A 21220-nucleotide genomic window follows, 5' to 3' on the forward strand; every position below is an offset into this window, starting at 1 on the left:
ATCTCCTGTAAAATCATTACTTTAGTCCCTCTTACTATGACTATATTAAATAGTCACGTTACTCTAACTAAGCGTTCTATACTTAATAATTTCTGTAAGCTTTAAAATATTAACTAATATATAATTTAGGATTTGCATATTTACTATTATAAACACATGCAATAAAACCTCATTTACTTATGATAAGGCTCCCCCCGCACAATCCGAAACGCCCGATAAACCTGCTCCACCAACACCAACCTCATCAACTGATGCGGGAACGTCATTTTCGAAAATGACAGTTTCTCATTCGCCCGCTGCATCACAGCATCACTTAACCCAAGTGACCCGCCTATGACGAAACACACCTTACTTTTTCCGTATGTTGCCAGCTTATCTATTGTATCGGCTAATTCTTCGGAACTTTTCATTTTTCCTTCGATGGCGAGGGCGATGACGTGGGCGTCTGGGTTGATTTTGCTTAGGATGCGTTCGCCTTCTTTGTCTTTGATGATTTTCATGTCTTGCTCGCTGAGATTCTCGGGTGCTTTTTCGTCTGCGAGCTCAATGATCTCGATTTTTGCGTATGCTTGTAATCGTTTTGTGTATTCGGCTATGCCTTGCTTTAAATATTTCTCTTTTAATTTTCCTACTGTGATAATTGATATATTCACAGGTCATCCCCACCTTAAGAACAAGTTATTCATATAAGTTATCAACAATTGTGGATAAAATTTGTGTATTTTGTGTCCGATCATTCGTTCCCCACTATATATATTGCAGGTTCATCGCACAATTCACAGGTTGTGGATAAGCTGTGTGTATGTTCGATTTTTCTGAATTCTGGCGGTGTTTCGTGATCATCTATGTACATGTCTAGTACGGTTTCTATATGTTCTGCACAAGCATAAAGTGATTTGTTCATAAGTTTCTAATTCCTCCAATATGTTGTTTGGTTATTCACAAGTGTTTCGCTCATTGTTCAATATAACCGATTTATTCACATGTTAATAGTCTTTTACCATTTTCCACACCTTTTATCCACAAACCAAATAAAAAAGCCTCCACTCCTGTGAAGGCTTCCTTCTATCAAAACGGATTGTAAAATCTCGTTCCTCTAACAAATGTAATCACTAGCGACACAATCAGTACCGCTCCAACAAAGATTAACGCCGCATAATCTGCTTTTTGAAAGTCTTTCGCCGTAAACCATGTGCGCTTTTTATGCTTTCCAAACCCGCGCAATTCCATCGCATTGCTGATCGTTTCAATCCGCTCTAGGCTGGAGAAAATCAGCGGCATTACAATCGACAGCGCATTTTTAATCCGTTTTCCCAGTTTTTCATTCTTTGATAAATCAATGCCTCTTGCTTGCTGAGAAATGGCAATCGTGCGAAAATCACGCTGAATATCTGGAATATAGCGCAAAGCAATCGCTACCGCATAGGAAATCCGGTAGCTGACCCCAATTCGGCTGAGCGATGAGGCGAATTCGCTTGGATTTGTTGTCACGATAAATAAAAGCGCCGCTGGCATCACGGTCACGTATTTCAGTGTAATGTTCAATTGATAGAAAAGCTGTTCAAGTGTGACATTGTACCAGCCTGCAATATGAAACAGCTCGTGCTTCGCTCCATAGATGGCGACACCTTGCTGAGGCGCAAAGACGTAAATGGCGATGTTATTGATGACAAGAAAAATCGCCAAGACGATCACCACGAAGGAGATATCACGAAATCGCACATTCGACAGTTGAAAGAACACGATACTGGCAACTAGCATAAACACTAATACGCCTGTATCATACGTGAGCATCGCTGCGGATGACCAGAGGATAAAGCAAATGAGTTTGGTTGCCCCTGTCAGCCGGTGAATTGGCGATGGGCGATCGATATAAGACAGCATGTCTACAGCCATGTCATTCGTTCCTTTCTGTCAACCTCAATGAAGCGATCCACGAGTTCATTTGGATTTGGCCAGTCTGCTTTTAGCGCCAGTTCATACAGCGACGTTTCCTTTAAGCTCGCCTTTTGGACTAGCAACTGATCTGTCAGTACTTTAGCTGGTGTATCGTCTGCGATTTTTTCTCCATCTGAAATGACAATGGTTCTTGTTGTGTATTCGAGCATGAGATGCATATCATGGGTGATCATCAAAATCGTGACGCCCTGCTGATTTAATTGCTCTAAAAATGTCATCATCTCTGTGTAATGTCTAAAATCCTGTCCGGCGGTTGGCTCGTCTAGGATGATGATTTCTGGCTCTAACACAAGAATGGATGCAATGGTAACGCGCTTTTTCTGTCCAAAACTGAGTGCTGAGATCGGCCAATTTCGAAATGGATACAGCCCGCATACTTTTAAAACCCGCTCTACACGATCCTTGATGTCGTCTTCCTTTACGCCTCTTAAAACGAGACCGAGGGCGACTTCATCAAAAATCATTTGTTTCGAAATCATTTGATTTGGGTTTTGCATGACGACACCGATTCGTTCGGAGCGCTGTTTGATGGTGTCTCCTGTGATGTCATCGCCATTTAAAAGGATTGTCCCTTTTGTTGGCTTTTCAAATGCACAAAGCACCTTGGATAGTGTCGTCTTGCCTGCGCCATTGGCACCGGCAATGCTGATCATTTCTCCTTTTTTGACGGTAAAAGAGATGTTGCTCAGTGTGTTAGGTCTTGTCGGATAATCAAAGCTCAGCTCACGCACTTCTAGTAAATCCGGCGCTTCATTCTGCTCGACTGATGACTCAGATGCTTCCATCCATTGCTCGATTTTCTCTTTTGCCTCGTCGTTTAAGGTGAGATGCTGTAAATTAGCGATCTGATCTCCTGCTGCAATCGGAATACCTGCATATTTCATCGCTCTCACATATAAAGGCTCACGTAAATACGCCGCTTCTAATACATTTGAGGCGAGCAATTCATCTGGTGTCATATCCGCTGCAATCGTGCCGTCATTGACAACGATGATGCGGTCGACATGACGGAAGAGGACGTCTTCCAATCGATGTTCCACCATCACGACCGTTTTTTTTGTTTCTTTTTGCAGACGGTCAATAAGGTCGATCACTTCTTTGCCTGTTGCGGGATCAAGGCTTGCCAGTGGCTCATCAAACAGCAAAATGTCGACATCGTTGACAAGTACGCCTGCGATGGCGACACGTTGTTTTTGACCGCCTGACAGCTCATGCACGGATGATGCCAGTTTGCCGTCTACCTCTGTTAATTTTGCCGCTTTCTCGACACGTATTTTCATTTCTTCGCGTGTGACTTGATCATTTTCTAGTGTGAACGCAATATCTTCTCCAACGGTCAGCCCGATAAATTGTCCATCAGGATCTTGCAGCACCGTTCCGACGAGCTGTGAAAGAGAGAAAATGTTCTCTTTCTCTGCATTTTTCCCGCCGATGTGAAGACTTCCTTCCATAGAACCTTTATAAGACGCAGGAACTAGCCCATTAATACAATGGGCTAGTGTGCTTTTTCCCGATCCAGACGGGCCTGCGATGAGGACTTTTTCTCCTTCATAGATGGTCAGGTTGATATCTTTCAATGTTGGTTCTGCCTGACTGCGATACTTGAATCCGAAATGTTCGAATTGAATCATCGGTTTCTTCATTTATGTGTTCCACCTTGCTTCATGATGTTTCTTTCGATAGACTGCCGCTTTTGCTTCTCGTTTTTGCATAGGCTGCAATGATGATGGTTCCTAATACACCAACTGTGATGATGTTTGAAATCCCTGCCACGATGCCTTGAACAAATACTTTGTTCGCAGGTTCTGCATAGATCACAATGTCGAGCACAGGAGCAATGACAAACCAGCCTAATGCTTGTGCGCCGGCTTGGACGGCGTTGAAGAGCGTGATTTTTTTCCAGCCAAAGTCGCCCTCTTCTACTTTTAAACGGTTCGAAATGAGGCCGATCAATAAACCAACAACACCCGAAACGATAATCCAGCTCCACCAAGGTCCAAATGTGGTGGCATCTTTAATGAGATGACCAATAAATCCAATCAATGCGCCTGCAATAGGACCAAATAGCACGGCCATTAATGCAAGGAACGCGTACGATGTTTCAATTTGTGTATTCGGAATCCCAGTTGGAATGGAGACGAAGCGTCCTAAAATGACAAAGACGGCTGCGCCAATCCCGATGGCAACGACAGTTTTCGTTGAAAGTTGTTTACCTGCCATGATGTTTCCTCCTCTTATTCGTATATAATGCGCGGAGCTTTGCGAATCGAAAGGCGCCAGCCTGTGCCTGTACCGATGTTATAAGCCTTTGCAAATGACCCTTGATTGATCGCCACGCCTAAATGATCGAGTGAATTGACATATACGAGTGGTTCGCCTACCTTTAAATCGGCAAAAGATCGTCCATAGGTCATGATATTTTTATACACATTTTTTGGCCCGTTGGCAATGGTAACTTCTATTGCATCCCCATAATTGATTGAAAGCTGTTCAAATAACGTATGATGAATGTTTGTCCATAGATTTCCGAACCGCACATCTAAAATATCAATCGTCCCTGTGATCACTTCTTCTTCCGCATAAGCTTGTACGACTGGAAGGTGAATAATGTCCTCTATATTCGCCTTTGGCCCGACCTCTTCAAAAGAAATCACACCTGAAGCAATTCTCGCGCCTGTATAGGCGTAAATGTCTCTACCATGGAAAGTATGTGATTTTCCTGACTTCGGCAGACGGTTGATGGTTTCATCTAAATACCGAGCCTCCACGATACCAATATCCTGTGCGACATGCGTAAGTGTCCCATTATCAGGTGTGATGATGTAGTGTGAGCTTGTTGTTTTGACGACGAGGCTCTTTCGCTCTGATCCAACGCCTGGATCAACAACGGAGACAAATACCGTTTCTTCCGGCCAATATGTGACCGTCTGAAGCAAGCGATAAGACGCTTCCCAAATGTCGTATTGGGGAATGTTGTGAGTTAAATCAAAAATGCGGATGCCGCTGCTCACTGTATTGGCTACGCCGTACATTGCGCTGACCGCTCCATCATCAATACCGAAATCTGATTGTAAAACCAATGCATGTTCACTCATGTTAATCTCCCTTTCATTTGAAAAAATGGTAGTGGTGTTTCACGTGGAACATTTGAACATTTGTATGAAAAAAAGTGGACAATAAAAAATACCCCATCCTTATCTATGAATCATAAGGACGAGGTATTTGTCTCGTGGTACCACCTTTATTTACTGTTTGCTCGCGCTAAACAGCCTCTACAAGTACAAAGCTCCAATTTGGCTCATATACTGTGGTTTTGATAACGAGTACCAACTCTCGTCGTCACCTACTAATATCATGGATATGTTCAGCACGAGGCTCAGAGACCATTTTTCGAATCATTATTTTTGCTTCTTTTCAGCTACCGAAGCTCTCTGTGGAAAAATTGATGATTGTACTTTCTCTCGTCATTGCCTGTTTAACTATCTTGAATTAAAGCTATCATACATGATGTTTTTTGATAAATCAAGATATTTTTCTGAACATTTTTAAAAATGAGTTAACTGTTCTGGAAGAGTCTTCTTTTTTATAAAATTTAAGCAAATGTTAAAGAGCGAGATATGGTGTCTTTCTTTTCTAGGGGTATAATAAAGATGAAGGGAGGTACAGTGTGTGTGGACCATCTGTATGAATGAATTTAAGCAGCTCTTCAAAAGCACAAAATCCATCTTAACTATTGTTATTATTTTCATTTTATCTACTTTTGTATCAAGTCTTCCATTTATAGCTGCTTATCAAGGGAAGTGGGAACAGGCAAAGGACCCTTATTCCATTGGGAATGAACTAGTGATTTCGTTATTTGGTTTCTTCCTTATTTTTTTATTATCTCATGATATTTTGAGCCGCGAAATTCATTTGAAAACCATTCGTTTTCTCGTCAGCAAAACGACCCGTTTAAACATTGTCATCGGGAAATATCTTGGGCTGATGCTGTTTTGGCTCAGTTGCATTATGACCACATATATTTTAAATATGGTGATTTCACATCGTTTTCTGTTCTCTGATGCCTTAAAAATATTAACGTTTATCAGTGTCGGCATCTCCTGTGCTTTGTTTTTGTCCATGCTCTTTCCAACACCACAGAAATCGATGTTTGTTGGCATGTTGTTTTCCTTTCTATTTCCAATCATGAGCATGATGTCTGTTCTTTCTTCAGAACGGTTGATTCACTGGTTCCAATACGTGACGCCTTATTATTATGCGCGCTGGAGTGAACCGCTGACCTATGTGCTGATGAATGCCGCATTGACTGTTGTCTTACTCGTTGGAACGGCACTACTGTTTCAGAGGAGGGATGTCTAAGTGCTTCACACAAAAGGGCTGACAAAAAAATATCGGACAAAAGTCGCAATAAATCATATTGATCTTGATATCCATCAAGGGGATATCTTCGGCCTCATTGGACCGAAGGGTGCTGGTAAGACAACCTTTTTTAATATTATTACAGGGATCTCCCGCCCCACCTCTGGCACGTTTATCATGATGAACATGACGTCGTTAAAAAAAGTACGTCATCATATCGGTGTTCTGCCTGAATATACAGATTTATATGAAGGGCTGACTGCTATTGAGCATATTGCCTATTTATCGAAAATTACGGGTACTCGCCAGAAAACGAGCTATTATGAAGAATTACTCGAATTTGTTGGCTTACATCGTTATCATCAAGAGAAAGTCGGTGCCTTTACACCTGGGATGAAGAAGCGACTCGGAATGGCTCAAGCCATCGCTCATCAGCCTGACTTTATTTTACTTGATGAGCCTTTTGCGGATATTGATGCAGATTCTATCTTACATATCCAGCGGGTGATTGAATCGTTAAAATTTGAAGGAAAAACTGTCTTTTTAACAGCAGACGAGCCAAGGTTCACCCAGCCTATTTGTACCAAAACAGCTTTCATATCTGAAGGAAAAATCGTGTCCTCAAGTACTCATCCTCAAGAGAAAACCATCACGTCCTCAACCATTCGTGCCACCTTCAAGCATGCATGGATTGATGATGAGGTGAAGCCTGTTCTCACGCAGTACTTACAAAGTGTGGGAACAGACCTTGTGATCAGAGATGACGAGACCTCATTGTTGATTCGTTCAGAAGCTCAAGTCCCAGCCATCATCCGTGCGTTTGTGAAATGCAAAGTCGACCTATACCGAGTCACGACGCAAGATGCCATGATGTCCACATAAAAAAGTACCGTACGCTCGCCGCACGGTACTTCTCTTTTTTTATAAAGGCTTGCTCATGTAAATCCCAGTCTCAGCAAACCCCGTTTTCTCATAAAGTGAGCGGGCGATTTGATTATGGGCAAAGACATGCAGCGATAGTTTTTTCACACCTAATGACTTTGCCTGCTCTTCTAATGCAGTCATGGCCTGTTTTGCCAAGCCTTTTCCTCGATACGCTTCAAACAAAATAAAATTATAAATAAAGCCTTCATGTTGGGGATGATCTGGATCATAGCAAAGCCATACCCACCCAATGGATTCGTCTCCATGCATGAATGTCCACAGCTCATGATCCTCTGTCTGAAGACCTTCAGGTAGCAGCCGCTCAAATTGTTCCTCTGCGTTCTTTTGCGCTTCTTCCTGACCCCACGTCCCTGCGAGTACCTTTTCTTCTGCGTACCTCTTAATGGATGCCTCTATCAAGACGTCATAATCCGTTTGTGACATCGGCTGTAATGTGACCAAACGTATCTCCCCCTTTCCTTTATCATATGCCGGGCATGTAAAAAAAGCCAGTCCCCTATAGGAACTGGCTAGCCTCCGAACCGATCGGTTTGGGAGAGTTTGATCTCGACTGATTTTTTCTTTCCGCTTCGGTAAAATTGCACCTTTACCTTGTCGCCGACTTTCTTTTGATAAAGATATTTACGCAGATCGACGATATTTTGTACTTCCTTGCCGTCAAACGACGTCACGACATCCAGCTCTTTTAACCCCGCTTTTCCTGCTGGAGACAAAGGCTCGACACTCATCACGACGACTCCGGTTGTGACCTTTGATGGCAGTTTTAACGTTTCCTGCCAATGATAGCTCGCAATATCTGCTAGTGATTTCATCCCAACACCAAGGTACGGACGCTTCACCTCTCCATAGCGCTCTAAATCCTCTATGACAGGGATCACCAGATTCGCAGGAATAGACAGCCCAATCCCTTCCACCTCTGACTCAGCAATCTTCATTGAATTGATGCCGATCACTTTGCCGTCCATATTAATCAAGGCTCCGCCGCTGTTCCCAGGATTAATGGCGGCATCCGTTTGCAAAACTTCCGCATTCCAATCCGTCTGTCCATCCCCATTAGAATCAACAGGGATCGCACGCTCTGTTCCAGAAATCACACCTTGTGTGACGGAGCCAGCAAATTCAAGGCCTAATGGATTTCCAATGGCGATGACAGGCTCACCTGGTTTGACATGGTCTGAATTGCCGAAGGCAGCGGTTTTCTTGATCTTATCACTTTTGACCGTCAGTACCGCTAAATCCATCAGCTGATCACTTCCGACAAGATTTGCCCCGATCCTTGTCCCGTCCTGAAGGCTCACTTCAAGCTGGTTTGCGCCTTTGATGACATGATGGTTGGTCACGATATAAAAGGTGTCACCCTTTTTTTTATAAATCACACCTGACCCGCTGCCTGCTTCACCGCCTTCTTCCCAAAAGCTCGACTTTTGAATGTTAATGACGCCGACAACTGTATCTGACATACTCGATACCACTTTTGTGACCGCATCATTCACGTTCACATTGACGGTCTTTAAAGGGCCATCTGATGCCTGCTGATCTCCAGCTGACTGCCATCCAAAGGGGCTGCCGTTTTGTCCAGACACATAGGGGAAAAAGAATCCCATTAAAAAAGCTCCTACCAATACACCGATCAGACCAGATAGGAAATATCCTTTTCTGCTTCGTCTCGGCTTCCACTCTACATCGCGATAATCCACTATGTTTCCTTCCTTTCAGTGAATAGATGATGTATATAGTGTTGGTAAGAAGCTCTTATCTTAATCATACGATTGTAAAAATCATACGGCGCAAAGCGGGGTTGCTTTTTTCGGGTCCGTATCATATAAATCAAAGCCGTCCCCTACAACAAAGCCCTTCATTTCAAGCGTCTGCTGGACCGCCATACGGGCTAAGTCCTTCATGTTGTTGTCTTGACTCAAGTGGGCCAAATAAATGCGTGAGGTGGCGTCTCCAATCACGTCTGTCATAGCAAGAGCTGCATCTTCATTGGATACGTGTCCGACATCGCTCAAAATTCTGCGTTTAATGCTCCATGGGTAGCGCCCCATTTGCAGCATGCCGACATCATGGTTGCTCTCAAATACGAACGTATTGGCTGATTTAATAATCCCTTTCATCCGGTCACTCACATAGCCTGTATCCGTCATAAGGGCAAGTTTACGCCCGCCATAATGGAATACGTAAAACATGGGCTCTGCCGCATCATGTGATACGCCAAATGATTCAACATCGAGACCGCCGAATGATTGAACCGTCTCCATATCAAAGTGGAATTTCTGCTCCGTATCCACTTTCCCAATATGTGACTCCATCGCCTTCCATGTTTTCGCATTTGCATAGACAGGAAGCTTGTACTTTCTTGCCATCACACCAAGTCCTTTAATATGATCTGAGTGCTCGTGTGTGACAAAAATTCCGTCCAAGTCTTCTGGCTTTCGGTCGATTTGACCAAGCAGCTCTACCATCTGTTTGCCGCTTAAGCCCGCATCTACTAAAAAAGCATGCTCGTCTGTTTCTAAATAAAAAGCGTTCCCCGTACTTCCGCTCGCTAGTACACTGAACTGCAAGCTCATGTTCTCTCACTCCAATGAAGATTTGTCTTCTTTCTCTATATGATCAAGTGTTGAGCCATCAATGGCATTGATCAAATATTCTTCTTCTGTCTTTTTCTTTGAACCAGCTGCCACGCCTTCAATCTCTACTCGCCATACAGGAACCATGACTTGAGTGCTTGCACCTGGGTATTGCGTGTAGTAGCCAAGCTCCACTTTTTTCACTGTCGTGTTTTGGCTCAGCATATTTTGTGTATATAAGTCCTTCACCGTTTCAAGCGCTGGGACAAGGGTTTCTTTTCTCACTTCATTAATCGATGTCACCATCGACTGCCGATACGAGACGACCTCGTTTTGATCGTTCACATCCAATGTGATCTTCCCAATAGTTTCGGTGTCATCAAGACCTTCTTGGAAGATGTATTTTCCTTTATACGTTTGGAAAAAGACGATTTCACCTGTTTCTTCATCGATGCTCCAGAGCTTATAATTCTTACCATCCAGTAAACGCTGGCTCACAAGATTGGTCGCTGCTGTTTTCATATCTTTTTTCGGCAATGCAACTGGTTTATTGAAGGTCATTTCAAGCAAGGTGACAGGATCATCTTTCTCGGTTTTCGGGAATGTGCTTTTCGTCTTTTGATCAGCTAATCCGTCGACATCCTTTTTCGTATATTGCTTTTTCTCAGCTGTAATGCGGTATCCAATCTTCGCTTCATCTGATAGATTGCCATATTTGATTCCGTCTGCCTTCATTTCTTCCAGCGTATCTGTTTTTTCGATAATCGCAAAATGATCGGTCGATCGCTTTTCAAAGTATTGAAAACCTAGAAAGATATCGAGAACGAGAAAGGCTAGGATAAAGATCGTTTTGGTCTTATTCCACTCCATGATTCTCGCTCCCCTCTGTCAGCAAATCATTCGTTAAAATGACGGTTTTTCCGTTATATTTCATACACCATACCGGCTCTAGCCAGACAAACATCGCTTGATCCTGATCTGATGCCGTGGATGTCGCTTGATAGGCAGGGAAAATCTGTTCAATTTTCTCTAAATCATCATACTTCGTCTGCTTGATGATCAAGTTTTTCAGCTCTGTCCCATTCATCAGTTTGACCTGTTCACTCTGACTCGCTTTGTTGCCGAGAATGTAGTTTGGACGCTTATAACTCAAAATGTCATCATTCGCCCATTGCACTTCAAGCGATGTCATACCAAATGGATGCTTTGTGCTGTTGACGATCGGCAGTCCATCCATAAACATATTAAAGGACAGCTGCTGGTTGCTGTTGATGCCGAAGTATTGATAATTATCGGTAAAACTTCCGTTATCATTGAAATATTTCACGCTTCGCTTGATCAAATCTCCCGTTTGGAATACGGTACTAGAATTGATATTACGATGCTGATATTGGATGCGGTGGTCTTTTTGATTTGCTTCAAGACGACTCGTTCCATCTGTATACACCGTCCGGTTTAAATTAGACTCTTCCCCAACTAGACTTGGGTCTGTAAACAAAGCGTCCTTGAATTTGCTTGTCTTAATCGTTTCGATAAAGAACATTTTCGCTTCAAGCTGCTTTTGCTTCTGCGGCAGAAGGAAATCTCGTTTTGAATTTGTAGAGAAAGTATATAGATCATAGCGCGGCATCTCGTTTTGAGCGGCGGCAATGCTATCCATCAGATTACGATAGTTGGCTGATTCAATCGTCAGCTCAAGCACCGATTCCTTGCTGTATGAGATCAAATAGACTTTCTTATTGGCCTTATCCGGCTGAGCGAACGGCACAATCATCCGGTCAAACGAGTTGTATTCAATGGATTTATTCGGCCATTTAAACAGCGCTTGGAAAATATCAATCGGAATCGGATCATTGAACACAAGATCCAATGTTTTACCTTGCCCCTCGCGTCCATAGAAGAAATTCTTAAATTTCTGCTCGGAATATTGGTCCGACACATCGGCAATCTCTTTGACATCCCACAGGCTCACATCATTCCAAAAGTTTTGGAAGAGTTCCTTTTGATCCACTTTGAAATGCTCTCCATTGGAATGGATGAACATCTCACGCGGCTTCACGACATCAATGAGACTCCGAGGCTCGTCGCTTGAAATCTTCTTCGTTTCCACGACCTTTGTGCCGGCATCCGCCTGATCCTGCATGACGGGCTGGAACATCCAAATATTCCACGTAAACACAAGACTGATCGCAATTAGGATTGTCAATATAATGGTTTTAAAGGTCTCACGCTTCATCCCAATCATCCTCTTGTTCTTCATTGTACGGAAGGGTAAAGGTTACCGTTGTTCCTTTTCCTTCAATGCTGTCAGCCCAAATATCTCCGCCATGAGCCTGAACCATTTCTTTTGCAATCGCAAGGCCTAGGCCGGTTCCGCCAAGCTTTCTTGTTCTTGCCTTATCCACTCGATAAAAACGTTCAAAGATTTTATCCATATCCTTCTTCGGAATACCGATTCCTTCATCTTTGACGCTGAATAACACAAGGCCCTTCTCCTCGTCCAGATCGACGGTAAACGTAATGTGTCCACCCTCTGGTGAGTATTTCATGGCATTGGAAATGATATTATCGAGCACCTGTGTGATTTTGTCTTGATCAATTTCCACATATATTTCACGCTGCGGCAGGTTGCGGATGAAATCGACATGCTGCTCCTTCGTCATTTCAAAACGATCAATGACGAGCGAGATAAACCTGATAAAATTCGTCCACTCACGATTGAATTGATAATCCTTGCTGTCGAACTTAGACAGCTGGAGCAGGTCATTCACAAGTCTAATCATGCGCTCTGTTTCATTTTGCGTGACACTGAGGAACCTTGGTGCAAGCTCTTTATCACCAATCGCACCTTCAGCGAGTGCCTCAAGATAGCTTCGCATCGTCGTTAGCGGTGTACGCAGTTCATGCGATACGTTCGCCACGAATTCGCGGCGTTCAGCATCAATTTTCTCTTGCTCTGTCACGTCATAAATGACCGCGATCAAGCCATCAATCTTCCCATGCTCTTTCTGGATGACTGAGAAATTGACACGCAAAACAGACAACTGATCTTCGCGTTCAATTTCTAGCAGCATGGAGTCTTGATTTTCGACTAAATCTTCAAATGTATGAGTTTCCTCTAAGCCGAGCAAGGACGTGATCGGCATCTCTAGAGCTGTTTCACGTGAAACATTCAAAAGCTCTAGTGCCGGGCTGTTTAATAGAATAATGGCCCCGTTTTGATTCGTGGCAATGACGCCATCTGTCATATAGGCGATAACAGAAGAAAGCTTTTTCCTCTCACCCTCTGTCATCAGCTGCGCTTCCTCCAGCTCTCTCGTCAGATGGTTAAATGTCGTCGCTAGCTGACCAATCTCATCATGTCCATACTTTCGGACCTTTCTGGAAAAGTTCCCTTTGGCGAGCTCGATCGCTTGCTTTCTCATATCCGAAATTGGGTGTGTAATGGTTCTGAATATGAATATACCAAGTAGAGCGGTCGTCCCAAGTGCGATGAGTGTACCCGTCGCCAAAATGGTGTTGATTGTTCGCATTTGGTTAAAAACACTTTCCATGGATGAGACCACATAAATGACACCAACAGTTTCTTGGTTCTCATTTTTCACGGCTGTCGCCGATATGCGGACTCGTTTATTTGATTCTGGGTCATAGAATTTTTTCTCGTAGTCTTTGCCAACCGCGAAAATACGGCTAATGATTTGATCTGTGATTTTCTTCCCGGCAATCTCTTGACTGCCGTTATTCACAGAGGCAATGACCTCTCTGCTTTCGTCAATATAGCTGACTTCAGAAATTTCATTAGACTCATCTTTGTTGTTAAAATCGTTTAATATCTTTTGAGCATCCTCTTTTAATTCTGCCTTGCTTTTCGATGAATCTTGTTCTAGGTAATACGATAACGAGTAGATTCGCTGATTCAAGGAATTATCATATGAATTAATTAAGGACTGCTCTAGCTGCTTCACAAAGTACACGCCAATGATCTGCATGGCGACAATGATCAGCAGCACATAAATCAAGGTCAATTTAAAGTGAATCGAGCGAAAAAAACCTACTTTACTCATAAGAATCTTAGTCCTGCTCTGGGTTTCTTAAATAGTAGCCGACGCCTCGTCTTGTTACGATCCAGCTCGGGTGGCTAGGGTTGTCTTCAATTTTTTCACGAAGACGGCGGACTGTGACGTCTACTGTACGGACATCTCCGAAGTAATCGTAGCCCCAAACCGTTTGCAATAAGTGCTCACGTGTCATGACTTGTCCAATATGTTTCGCTAAGTAATGAAGCAATTCGAACTCACGATGCGTTAACTCAATCGTTTCGTCACGCTTAGACACGACATACGCATCTGGGTAGATCACAAGTGAACCAATCTCGATATCATTTGATTCAGATTCTTCCTCTGATTGCGGAGCAGCCGTCTGTCTTCTTAAATTTGCTTTTACACGTGCAAGCAGCTCGCGTGTACTGAATGGCTTTGTGACATAATCGTCCGCGCCAAGCTCAAGACCAATGACTTTATCGATTTCAGAGTCTTTTGCTGTCAGCATGATAATCGGCATATCATATTTCTTTCTCACTTCACGGCATACTTCAACGCCATCTTTGTTCGGCAGCATAATGTCGAGCAAAATGATGTCTGGCTTAATTTCTTCTACCATTTCAAGGGCTTCATTTCCGTCATACGCACAATGAACCTCGTAGCCCTCTTTTCTTAAGTTAAATTCCAATATATCCGCAATCGGCTTTTCATCATCTACGACAAGAATCTTTTTTTCCATTGTGATTTCCTCCTGCATTTTTAGCATCTATGTCATTCCATTTTGCATGTCACATTACGCCTTCTTCATTTATGAAAAAAAGGCTCACTGTCTATTATAACGTTTTACGAGGCAAAGATAAAAATAATAACGGCTTTCTTTGCTAGTAAACGTTGGATAGAAGAACTCCGCCCAAAAAAATTTGATGACTTTTCCCTTTTTTATTGAAACTTTTCCAATCACCAAACGTCTATATACATGTAACGTCTTCTTCTTATGGAGCCGGGCCCTACCTAGGTCCGGCTTCTCCCTTTTTATGCCTTCTTTTCATAATAAAAACGCACCTGCGATTGCAGATGCGTTTGGAAGTGGCTCGGGACGGAATCGAACCGCCGACACACGGATTTTCAGTCCGTTGCTCTACCAACTGAGCTACCGAGCCATCATCAAAAGATGAATATGTATAAATGGCGGTCCGGACGGGACTCGAACCCGCGACCTCCTGCGTGACAGGCAGGCATTCTAACCAACTGAACTACCGGACCTCAGTAACTTGCCCGAAAAAGCAATCGTGGTGCTCCTTCAAGCAAGTGAGGAAAAATTAGCTTAACGCTAAAGTAAATCAATGACCCGTACGGGATTCGAACCCGTGTTACCGCCGTGAAAGGGCGGTGTCTTAACCGCTTGACCAACGGGCCAAAACATGGTGAGCCATGAAGGACTCGAACCTTCGACCCTCTGATTAAAAGTCAGATGCTCTACCAACTGAGCTAATGGCTCTCGGTTTGTGAAAAGTGAATCTGAAGAAGCTGTATTGCGTCAAACCAATCGCTTTAAAAGCTGGAAAATCGCATCTTAACAAGTTTCAGAGACCTTTGCAACAACGAGATTTATAATATCATAGAGTAATTACATATGGCAATACGTTTTTCGACATTTTTTTAAAAAAAGTGTCGGATTTGATATCTTCTGTTATATCGCCTAAATCCGAAAGCGCCTTCATTCAATCAATGGCTACTGCCCAATCCAGCACACAGAAACGTTTGATTCCGACCAATATTGGTTATACAAGAAACAAACAGCATGGTGATTGAAAAAGGAGGAAGCATAGGATGAGTTCATTTAAATTAGGAGATAAAATGCCCGATTTTTCACTGCCAACAGTGCAGGGCGATCACATTGAGTTTTACAAACATTTAGAGGAGCATCAAAGCTGGCACCTCCTCGTTTTCTTTAGAGGATCATGGTGCCCAGTATGTGTCGAGGAATTAAAAGAGCTGGAAAAACAGCAATCCTATTTTCAAGAAAAGGATATTCACTTAATGACGATTTCAACGGATAACCCTGAAGACTTGAAAGAATTTGCAGACAAAGAGGGACTTTCTTTCCCCATCATGTCTGACCAAGACCTCACATCATTGAAAGCCTATGAAGTCTTCTATCACGGGGAAGATGCCCCATACGAAGATCATGGGGTGCACGGAGAACCTGCTTATTTCTTATTAAATGAAAAAGGCCAAGTCCTCTATCAGCAAAGACAAACAAGTCCATTTGGCAGACCGCATGCCAACGAACTGCGCAAAATCATTCAATACATTCGCAAAAATTTAAAAGGCCAATATAAAAGCCTGAAGTAAGGAAAAAGCCCTCGTGATGAGGGCTTTTTTTATGAATGCCTTTTATTATATAGCCAATCTGTGGTGAAAAAAACAAAGAGACCCGCCATGAGAATGATAAAAGTGACAGGTGGTTTATTACCCTGGAAATACATGTACAGCGCATGTCCTCCTAATGCGAGAAGATAAAAGACAAATGCTGTTACAGCTGCTTTTTGTGCATTGGCTTGTTCTCTTTTCGTGGTTTTTTTGAAAAACATTGTATCTATTCCCCTTTAAGATGCTTTCTTCATTGTCACACGGCGAAGTGCCCGTGATCGGATATACTCCATTGGCCCAATTCGCCAGACGTGTAAACAAAGGGCTGAAATGGCGATTTGCAGCAGAGAGATCAACAACCATGACAAGACGATAAGGGGGGCGTTGATTTGACCGCCAAGACCCAATCCCCAGCTGTAAAAAAGAAGCGAGCAGATGACATTTTGCAGGATATAGCAGCTAAGCGCCATTTTCCCTACATATTCAAACCAAGTCCACATGAACCATGACTCCGTGCGTGCTAGAAGCTTCGCCACGACAGCGATATAGAAAATAGAGAGGAATGGTGAAAACACATAGCGCACCACGAATTCCACTATGTCATTTGGTACAAAGACGAGCGCATTCAGCGGCAGTCCAATCCACAAACCCATTCTGAATAATGTTTTCCGCAGAGTTTGCCCACGCTCATTTGCATAAAATACACCAGCTCTCATCATCCGCACACCTAATAAAAACAAAAAGGTATTCATTGGGATAATAAAGATCGCTTCTTCTCGGTACATCAAAAAGTGCTGTAATCGGTCTTGAACTTGAGATATCCATGTCTCCGGCAGTTGTTCTTCGTACGCTGGTTCACTGCTCTCGTCATAGGATTCATTTTCCAATTCAGAGAAAGAAAATACAACGAGAAAAGCCGTCACCAACAAATGAATGACACCCGAGACAATCATGCCTTTTTTGATGCGCCGACTTCCTCCACGGACAATAAACGCCACAAGCAAACCCGTGACGGCGTAACTCATGAGCACATCATATTCCATCACTAGCGCAAAATGGACAAAGCCTTCAATCAATAAAAATAAAAGAATCCATAAATATGTACCCGGCCAAGTCATATTTTTTCTTTTCGCCTGCTGGTATTTCAGCTCTAGCCCTACGCCAAACATGATTGTGAGCAGCGATAGCATTTTGCCATAAACGAACATAGAGACAAGACTTTCAAGAAAACTGCCATTTTCATATTCATCCGCAATCTGATCTGTCGCAAAGGTATCCCCTGCGTATGCAAAAAACCAGACGTTTGTACCCAATGTACCTAATATCGCAAAACCTCGTAAAATATCTAATAATCGTATTCTTTCTTTCACTAGAACGCTCCTTCCCTTTTATACAGTTATCATATTTTGGTAATATCGAGAAGTCAGTTCCGTAGAAATTAAGGAATATTTAAACAAAAAAAACACCAGTAAAATGTGTAATTTTACTGGTGTCTGATCAGTCTATAATGATGGACGGTACACGCTGCGGACAACGTTCGTTTGGGAACGGTCTGGTCCGACTGAGAAAATAGAAAGTGGAATACCTGTTAATTGTGAAATGCGCTCTAAGTAATGACGGGCATTTGCAGGCAGTTCACTTAAATTCTTCACGCCTGTAATATCCTCTGTCCAACCTGGCATTTCTTCGTAGACAGGTTCACATTTCGCTAATTCATTTAGACTTGCTGGGAATTCTTCAGTGATTTCTCCGTTCAATTTATAAGCAACACAGATTTTCAATTTCTCAATCCCTGTCAGTACATCAATGGAGTTAAGAGATAAATCTGTAATTCCGCTCACACGGCGCGCATGACGGACAACAACACTATCAAACCAGCCAACACGGCGCGGGCGGCCAGTTGTCGTACCGTATTCACGGCCAACTTCACGGATTTGATCGCCAATTTCATCATGGAGTTCTGTCGGGAATGGGCCATCACCTACACGAGTTGTGTAAGCTTTTGATACGCCGACCACATGTTGAATTTTCGTAGGACCTACACCAGAACCAATCGTCACGCCTCCAGCCACTGGGTTAGATGACGTCACGAACGGATATGTCCCTTGATCGATATCAAGCATAACGCCTTGTGCCCCTTCAAAAAGAACACGGCGGCCTTCATCTAGAGCATCGTTCAATACAACAGATGTGTCCACGACATATTTTTTCACTTGCTGACCATATTCATAATACTCATCTAAAATATCTTCAATTTTGAAGCCTTCTGTGTCGTACATTTTCTCTAAAAGACGATTTTTCTCTTCTAGATTACGGGCAAGCTTCTCTTCAAATACTTCACGATCTAATAAATCTGCGATACGGATTCCGACGCGGGCAGCTTTGTCCATATAAGCTGGTCCGATTCCTTTTTTCGTCGTACCGATCTTGTTAGCCCCTTTCCGCTCTTCTTCTACCTCGTCCAATTTTAAGTGATAAGGCAGAATGACATGGGCTCTATTGCTGATTCTGAGGTTATCTGTACTCACATTCCGTTCGTGAAGATACGCAAGCTCAGTGACCAACGCTTTAGGATCAACCACCATTCCATTACCGATGACACAAGTTTTCTCTTTGTAAAAAATACCGGACGGAATGAGGTGTAGCTTGTAAGTCACTCCATCAAATTTGATTGTGTGACCTGCATTGTTTCCCCCTTGATAACGGGCAATCACCTCTGCATTTTCTGAAAGGAAATCGGTAATTTTCCCTTTCCCTTCGTCACCCCACTGCGTACCTACTACGACTACTGAAGACATATCGTGCACCTCCGTTAACCTTTCAAAACGTTATCTCTTTCAAACACATTTATTTTATCAATGGACAATGAAAAAGTCAACGTGAAATCCGAACATTAATATCTTGAAATCAAATTTTGTTCGTTTTACATGTGAGGATAAGCGCTTTAATTGCTCATTCTACGCTTAAACAAGGAGATTTCGATCAAAATTACTGTTTTTCTCATTTCCGTTTGTTCAGTGATTTTCAATCAATTGAATCATCGAACTTGCCATAAAGTCGGGTGAGTATGGTCTACCTTTTCTCAGCCACCACTCAGCTGTTCCAACATAAGCAGAAATGACAAATTGCTTCTGCATCTCGAGAGGAACGTGTTGTGGATCAGGTGTTGAACCTGTGACTTCTTCTAGCCCCAAAGTAAAACTTTCTTCAAAAAAAGCACTGGCCGTCTGATGAATATTAAGCTCTCTTCCCCTTTTCAAGAGAATCTGATACTCCTCTTCATGTTCCTGCAAATGCTGATAAAAGCGGTAAATATACACATATGCTGCATGATCGCTCTTCCACTCACTTTCATGTACAGGAGCAAAAATAGCGGTTTTCATGACATTAAACATCTCATCCATGACCTGCTGAGCTAGGTCAAACTTATCCTCATAATGCTGATAAAAGGTGGTGCGATGGATTCCTGCCTTGTTCGTCAAATCTTGTACAGAAATCTTCCCCCATTCCTTCTCCTTTAATAACTGAAATAACGCTTTTCTTAATTGTTGCTTTGATTCAGTTGCGCGCTTATTCCCTCTGTAGCAGTCCGCCACAAGCCGCTCTCCCCTTCCCATTTTCTTCAACAGATTTCGCTTTTCTGTTGGTTGAATCCTTTCTACTGATGAATTACCTTTAAATCTAACACAGTGAAAAAAAGGAATCATCTGACAACCCATAAGGAGTGATGATCATGGAAACAACCACACCTAGTGCCGTTCAGAAAGCGTTATTAAGAGGGAAAAATAAGCAGGACCCGTATCACCCATTTGATTGGTACGCCAAAATGCGTCAAGAATCCCCTGTTCATTTTGATGAACACAGCCAAACATGGAGTGTCTTCACCTATGAAGAAGCAAAGCGCGTCACCATCGATAAAGATACCTTTTCTAGTCAACCTCCTCAAGACCACCGGAAACATTCACTAATGAAAACAATGGTCATGATGGACCCGCCAAAACATACACGAATCCGTTCCATTGTGAGCAAAGCCTTTACACCCCGGGTGATGAAATTGTGGAAACCACGCATTCAAGAGTTAATGGATGATCTCATTGCACAAATAGAAGGTAAGGAAGAGATTGATCTTGTTCAAGACATCTCCTATCCGCTTCCTGTCATAGTCATTGCAGAGCTTTTAGGTGTGCCAACAGAACATAAACAATCCTTTAAAGAATGGTCCGATATTCTCGTCAGCATGCCTAAAAGTGAAGAAGAAAGAGATGTCGTTGAATGGCAGAAAACACGGGATCAAAGCGAAGCGGACATGATGGCGTTTTTTGCTGACATCATTGAAGAGAAGCGGCAGAACCTTAGTGATGATTTGATTTCTCTTTTAATTCAAGCGGAGGAAGATGGAGACAAGCTGTCCGCAGACGAATTAATTCCTTTCTGCAATCTTCTCCTGTTAGCAGGCAACGAAACGACCACCAACCTGATCTCCAATATGATCTTTAGTTTGTTAGAAAATCCGGGGGCGTATGAAGCGCTCGCTCAATCACCTGACCTCATTCCTCGAGCTGTGGAGGAGGCTGTCCGTTTTCGTGCCCCTGCGCCTACCATCGTCCGGTATGTCACAGAAGACACCGAACTTGGAGGAAAAGTCTTGAAAAAGGGAGACAGTGTGATTGTCTTTCTTGCTTCTGCGAACCGGGATGAGCGTCAATTTCCAAACGCACATGAGTACGATATACACCGGCACCCTAATCCCCATATTGGCTTTGGCCACGGCATTCATTTCTGCCTAGGCGCACCACTTGCTCGCCTGGAAGCATACACTGCCATCAAAGCCATACAGTCACGATATGAATCACTAGAGCTTCTCTCTTACGTCCCAATGACAAGCAGCGGTATGTATGGACTAAAAGAACTGAAGCTCCGTGTCACGCCTCGTTGCTAACAAAAAAGGCTCCCACAAGATGGGAGTCTTTC

At 43.0% G+C, this 21220-nt stretch carries 21 protein-coding genes, 4 tRNA genes and 1 other annotated feature; of the genes, 4 read left to right on the top strand and 21 right to left on the bottom strand.

Annotated elements, in window-relative coordinates; genetic code table 11:
* Positions 1-173 precede the first annotated feature (173 nt).
* From rlmH to NST01_RS19015, 6 genes are all read right to left on the bottom strand, one after another.
* Positions 174-653: a 23S rRNA (pseudouridine(1915)-N(3))-methyltransferase RlmH gene (gene rlmH, locus NST01_RS18990; protein ID WP_058013232.1), complete on the bottom strand. Its 480-nt coding sequence runs from the start codon at positions 651-653 to the stop codon at positions 174-176.
* A gap of 80 nt (positions 654-733) precedes the next feature.
* Entirely contained in the window at positions 734-904 is a 171-nt protein-coding gene (locus NST01_RS18995) for a CxxH/CxxC protein (RefSeq protein ID WP_008360116.1), read from the bottom strand.
* Positions 905-1068: 164 nt separating this feature from the next.
* Positions 1069-1896, bottom strand: coding sequence for an energy-coupling factor transporter transmembrane component T family protein (locus NST01_RS19000; RefSeq protein ID WP_024718473.1), 828 nt, complete (start codon positions 1894-1896; stop codon positions 1069-1071).
* Positions 1887-3602, bottom strand: a complete 1716-nt coding sequence (locus tag NST01_RS19005; protein ID WP_076821480.1) for an ABC transporter ATP-binding protein — start codon at positions 3600-3602, stop codon at positions 1887-1889. The genes NST01_RS19000 and NST01_RS19005 overlap by 10 nt, the downstream gene beginning before the upstream one ends.
* A gap of 19 nt (positions 3603-3621) precedes the next feature.
* Positions 3622-4179 carry an ECF-type riboflavin transporter substrate-binding protein gene (locus NST01_RS19010; protein ID WP_024718471.1) on the bottom strand — a complete coding sequence of 186 codons (558 nt, stop codon included), beginning with the start codon at positions 4177-4179 and terminating at the stop codon, positions 3622-3624.
* A 14-nt stretch (positions 4180-4193) separates the two neighbouring features.
* Positions 4194-5054, bottom strand: a complete 861-nt coding sequence (locus tag NST01_RS19015; protein ID WP_007497378.1) for an SAM hydrolase/SAM-dependent halogenase family protein — start codon at positions 5052-5054, stop codon at positions 4194-4196.
* A gap of 111 nt (positions 5055-5165) precedes the next feature.
* Positions 5166-5436, bottom strand: a binding site (T-box leader).
* 192 nt (positions 5437-5628) lie between these two features.
* Here NST01_RS19015 and NST01_RS19020 point away from each other — a divergent pair.
* Complete coding sequence (locus NST01_RS19020) at positions 5629-6318, top strand: ABC transporter permease (RefSeq protein ID WP_008347476.1); 690 nt, start codon at positions 5629-5631, stop codon at positions 6316-6318.
* Entirely contained in the window at positions 6319-7200 is an 882-nt protein-coding gene (locus NST01_RS19025) for an ABC transporter ATP-binding protein (RefSeq protein WP_212339556.1), read from the top strand. It begins immediately after the preceding gene.
* A 39-nt stretch (positions 7201-7239) separates the two neighbouring features.
* Here the strand turns inward: NST01_RS19025 and NST01_RS19030 are convergent, their stop codons facing one another.
* The 11 genes from NST01_RS19030 to NST01_RS19080 all read right to left on the bottom strand — a co-directional run bounded on the left by NST01_RS19030 (position 7240) and on the right by NST01_RS19080 (position 15374).
* Complete coding sequence (locus tag NST01_RS19030; protein WP_341042477.1) at positions 7240-7704, bottom strand: GNAT family N-acetyltransferase; 465 nt, start codon at positions 7702-7704, stop codon at positions 7240-7242.
* A gap of 68 nt (positions 7705-7772) precedes the next feature.
* Positions 7773-8960: a S1C family serine protease gene (locus tag NST01_RS19035; RefSeq protein ID WP_056703865.1), complete on the bottom strand. Its 1188-nt coding sequence runs from the start codon at positions 8958-8960 to the stop codon at positions 7773-7775.
* Between the two features lie 81 nt (positions 8961-9041).
* Positions 9042-9836, bottom strand: a complete 795-nt coding sequence (locus tag NST01_RS19040; RefSeq protein ID WP_007497388.1) for an MBL fold metallo-hydrolase — start codon at positions 9834-9836, stop codon at positions 9042-9044.
* Positions 9837-9842: 6 nt separating this feature from the next.
* The gene (locus NST01_RS19045; protein WP_017368442.1) at positions 9843-10706 is read right to left on the bottom strand and encodes a two-component system regulatory protein YycI; all 864 of its coding nucleotides are present in this window, start codon (positions 10704-10706) and stop codon (positions 9843-9845) included.
* Positions 10693-12072, bottom strand: coding sequence for a two-component system activity regulator YycH (yycH, locus tag NST01_RS19050; RefSeq protein ID WP_050826804.1), 1380 nt, complete (start codon positions 12070-12072; stop codon positions 10693-10695). Before yycH ends, NST01_RS19045 begins: the two co-directional genes overlap by 14 nt.
* A complete protein-coding gene (gene walK, locus NST01_RS19055) occupies positions 12062-13900 on the bottom strand; it encodes a cell wall metabolism sensor histidine kinase WalK (RefSeq protein WP_019743492.1) in 1839 nt (612 codons plus the stop codon). Before walK ends, yycH begins: the two co-directional genes overlap by 11 nt.
* Positions 13901-13907: 7 nt before the next feature.
* Positions 13908-14615: a response regulator YycF gene (yycF, locus tag NST01_RS19060; protein ID WP_017359978.1), complete on the bottom strand. Its 708-nt coding sequence runs from the start codon at positions 14613-14615 to the stop codon at positions 13908-13910.
* Positions 14616-14963: 348 nt separating this feature from the next.
* Positions 14964-15036, bottom strand: a tRNA-Phe gene (locus NST01_RS19065).
* Positions 15037-15062: 26 nt separating this feature from the next.
* Positions 15063-15139, bottom strand: a tRNA-Asp gene (locus tag NST01_RS19070).
* An 81-nt stretch (positions 15140-15220) separates the two neighbouring features.
* Positions 15221-15292 (bottom strand) — tRNA-Glu (locus tag NST01_RS19075).
* Between the two features lie 6 nt (positions 15293-15298).
* Positions 15299-15374: transfer RNA gene (locus NST01_RS19080), tRNA-Lys, on the bottom strand.
* 332 nt (positions 15375-15706) lie between these two features.
* Between NST01_RS19080 and NST01_RS19085 the strand changes: the two genes are divergently transcribed.
* On the top strand, positions 15707-16231 hold the full coding sequence (locus tag NST01_RS19085) for a peroxiredoxin family protein (RefSeq protein ID WP_341042481.1): 525 nt from the start codon (positions 15707-15709) through the stop codon (positions 16229-16231).
* A 29-nt stretch (positions 16232-16260) separates the two neighbouring features.
* On the opposite strand, the gene NST01_RS19090 is transcribed toward NST01_RS19085, so the two are convergent.
* From NST01_RS19090 to NST01_RS19105, 4 genes are all read right to left on the bottom strand, one after another.
* Positions 16261-16470, bottom strand: a complete 210-nt coding sequence (locus NST01_RS19090; RefSeq protein ID WP_008347499.1) for a hypothetical protein — start codon at positions 16468-16470, stop codon at positions 16261-16263.
* Positions 16471-16485: 15 nt separating this feature from the next.
* Entirely contained in the window at positions 16486-17619 is a 1134-nt protein-coding gene (locus NST01_RS19095; protein ID WP_008347502.1) for a DUF418 domain-containing protein, read from the bottom strand.
* 132 nt (positions 17620-17751) lie between these two features.
* Positions 17752-19047 carry an adenylosuccinate synthase gene (locus tag NST01_RS19100; RefSeq protein ID WP_007497400.1) on the bottom strand — a complete coding sequence of 432 codons (1296 nt, stop codon included), beginning with the start codon at positions 19045-19047 and terminating at the stop codon, positions 17752-17754.
* A gap of 216 nt (positions 19048-19263) precedes the next feature.
* The gene (locus NST01_RS19105) at positions 19264-19845 is read right to left on the bottom strand and encodes a TetR/AcrR family transcriptional regulator (RefSeq protein WP_237712014.1); all 582 of its coding nucleotides are present in this window, start codon (positions 19843-19845) and stop codon (positions 19264-19266) included.
* Between the two features lie 137 nt (positions 19846-19982).
* On the opposite strand from NST01_RS19105, the gene NST01_RS19110 reads away from it, so the two are divergent.
* Positions 19983-21188, top strand: coding sequence for a cytochrome P450 (locus NST01_RS19110; protein ID WP_008347506.1), 1206 nt, complete (start codon positions 19983-19985; stop codon positions 21186-21188).
* Positions 21189-21220 lie beyond the last annotated feature (32 nt).

Origin of the sequence: Bacillus sp. FSL R7-0166 (assembly GCF_038008935.1) — a bacterium.
GTDB lineage: Bacteria > Bacillota > Bacilli > Bacillales > Bacillaceae > Bacillus > Bacillus altitudinis.